Raw genomic sequence first — 2,345 nt, 5'->3', positions numbered from 1 at the left:
TTTAATAAAGAAAAAATAATAGAAAATTTGGAAAAAAAGGACACTCTTGGAAAAGTAAATTTCGACTCCGTGATAATTTCTGCCTTCGATGAAACACTTAAAAGTATAACGACATCTTTAATTTATACAGATGTTACACCAAAAAAAATACATTTCATTACATTAAACCAATGGTTTGATGAGTCTTTACTTAACGAAGATAGTTCCCAGAATCTTTATTTTCCTTCAGTAAATAAAAAAAATTTTGATGAATTCAAACAGGAATATTTTAAGAAATATTCATCTGAACCAAATCAAATCTCTTTATTGGGTTTTGATATGGTTGGATTAATATTTTATCTTTCTAAAGTAAATAACTTCCAATTAAATAATAAAATATTTGATCAGAAAAATACCTTCAAGGGCAAGATTGGTTTGTTTGAAATAGGGGATAAACGTATAAAACACGTTTTAAATTTTTATAAAGTAGAAAACAATAAATTTAAAAAAATCTTTTAATTTTTTTAAAGGCTTTTGCTCTATGGTCAATTTTATATTTGTAACTTTTTCTCATCTCAGCAAAAGTTCTTTTATGACCATTTGGAATAAAAATTGGATCATATCCAAATCCATTTTTTCCTTTTTTGGTTTTAGATATTTTTCCACTTACTTTACCTAAAGAATAAATTTTTTTTCTATTTGGCCAATAGATAACTAAAGCACAAATAAATCTTGCTGATACCTTTTTTTTTTTCCATTCTTTATCCTTTTTATCCAATTCTTTGTAGACCCTCTGCATTGCTTTATTGAAGTCACTTTTTTTACCTCCCCATCGAGCTGAATAAATTCCTGGTTTTTTTTTGAGAACATCAATCTCTAAACCTGAGTCGTCTGATAAACATATTAGATTTGTTTTTTTTGAAAAATATTTTGCTTTAATTAGCGCGTTAGATTTGAAAGTTTTGCCAGTTTCATTTGGGCTTTTGAGATTAAAATCTTTAGTTGAGAAAACTTTTACCTTTTTAGGTAATAAATTAGCAATTTCTCTCAGTTTTCCTGGATTATTAGTACCTATTAATATTTTAGAAATTTTTTTATTTTTCATCTAGTAAATACCAAATTTCTTACCATATAACATTTGATGCCTGAAGAAAAAAACACTACAGAGGAAATTAAAGAAGATTTAAATAAAGATAAGTCTCGAGATAATAAGGCTGAAGAAAAAAAAATAAGCCCTGATGAAAAAATAGCTGAATTAGAAGATAAGCTAACAAGATCATTTGCTGAATTAGAGAATCAACGTAAAAGATTTGAAAAAGAAAAAGATGAAGCATTTGATTATGGTGGCATGGTTTTTGCGAGGGATGCGTTAAACCTTTTAGACAATCTTGAAAGGTCAAAACAATCGATAAATAATGATCAAAACTTAGATGAAAATTCAAAGAAGAAAATTATGGACCACATAGAAATTATTTTAAATGACACACTAACAATTTTTAAAAAGAATAATATTGTGCCTATAGTTTCTATAAATGAGAAGCTTGACCCAAATAAGCATCAAGCAATGATGGAGATTGAAGACGACAGTAAAGACCCTGGAACAATTGTGCAGGAAATACAAAAAGGATTTATGTTAAAAGATAGACTTTTAAGACCATCATTAGTTGGGGTATCAAAAAAACCACAGAAAACGGAGGAAAAAGAGCAAAAAAAATAGGATATAGGAACTTGTAGATTGTGAAAAAGCACATATATGAGTTTCAAATATAAAAAATTATGAGCAAAGTAATAGGAATAGATTTAGGAACTACAAATTCATGCGTCTCCATTATGGAGGGTAAGCAGGCTAAGGTTTTAGAAAATGCAGAAGGTGCAAGAACTACACCTTCAGTAGTGGCTTTCACTGATAATGATGAGAAACTTATTGGTCAACCAGCAAAAAGACAAGCTGTCACAAATCCTGAAAACACAATATTCGCTGTTAAAAGACTAATAGGAAGAAATTTTTCTGACCCATCAGTCAAGAAAGATATTGAAACATCTCCTTTTAAGATAATTAACTCAGAAAAAGGTGACGCTTGGATAGAAGCTAAAGGAAAAAAATATTCTCCATCTCAAATATCAGCTTTTGTTTTACAAAAGATGAAAGAGACTGCAGAAAAATACTTGGGTCAAGAAGTGACTAAAGCAGTAATTACTGTTCCAGCATATTTTAATGATGCTCAAAGACAGGCTACTAAAGATGCAGGTAAAATTGCAGGTTTAGAAGTTCTAAGAATTATTAATGAACCAACTGCTGCATCATTGGCATATGGATTAGATAAAAAAGCAAACAAAAAAATCGCTGTTTACGATCTTGGTGGTGG

At 29.2% G+C, this 2,345-nt stretch carries 3 protein-coding genes and 1 pseudogene; 3 read left to right on the top strand and 1 reads right to left on the bottom strand.

Annotated features, from left to right (window positions below):
* Positions 1-498 (top strand): annotated as a pseudogene (locus AMN84_RS05025) (ABC transporter substrate-binding protein); the annotation flags it as partial.
* On the opposite strand, the gene rdgB reads toward AMN84_RS05025, so the two are convergent.
* Complete coding sequence (rdgB, locus tag AMN84_RS01630; RefSeq protein WP_075482821.1) at positions 482-1,084, bottom strand: RdgB/HAM1 family non-canonical purine NTP pyrophosphatase; 603 nt, start codon at positions 1,082-1,084, stop codon at positions 482-484. The pseudogene AMN84_RS05025 and the gene rdgB sit on opposite strands and share 17 nt — an antisense overlap.
* A 36-nt stretch (positions 1,085-1,120) precedes the next feature.
* On the opposite strand from rdgB, the gene AMN84_RS01625 reads away from it, so the two are divergent.
* Together AMN84_RS01625 and AMN84_RS01620 are read left to right on the top strand one after the other, a co-directional pair.
* Positions 1,121-1,696 (top strand): nucleotide exchange factor GrpE, encoded by a 576-nt coding sequence (locus AMN84_RS01625; protein WP_075482819.1) that lies wholly within the window; start codon positions 1,121-1,123, stop codon positions 1,694-1,696.
* Positions 1,697-1,755: 59 nt separating this feature from the next.
* Positions 1,756-2,345, top strand: a 590-nt coding sequence (locus AMN84_RS01620) for an Hsp70 family protein (RefSeq protein ID WP_179850683.1), incomplete at its 3' end; no start/stop codon positions are given.

Origin of the sequence: Candidatus Pelagibacter communis, assembly GCF_001180105.1 — a bacterium.
Classification (GTDB): Bacteria; Pseudomonadota; Alphaproteobacteria; order Pelagibacterales; family Pelagibacteraceae; genus Pelagibacter; species Pelagibacter ubique_K.
The sequence above is the reverse complement of the archived record's forward strand: the minus strand, read 5'-3'. Positions and strand labels throughout refer to the sequence as shown.

Bases quoted from the DNA above. Each gene is read 5' to 3' on its own strand.
- rdgB (WP_075482821.1), bottom strand. From the start codon at position 1,084: ATGAAAAATAAAAAAATTTCTAAAATATTAATAGGTACTAATAATCCA.
- AMN84_RS01625 (WP_075482819.1), top strand. From the start codon at position 1,121: ATGCCTGAAGAAAAAAACACTACAGAGGAAATTAAAGAAGATTTAAAT.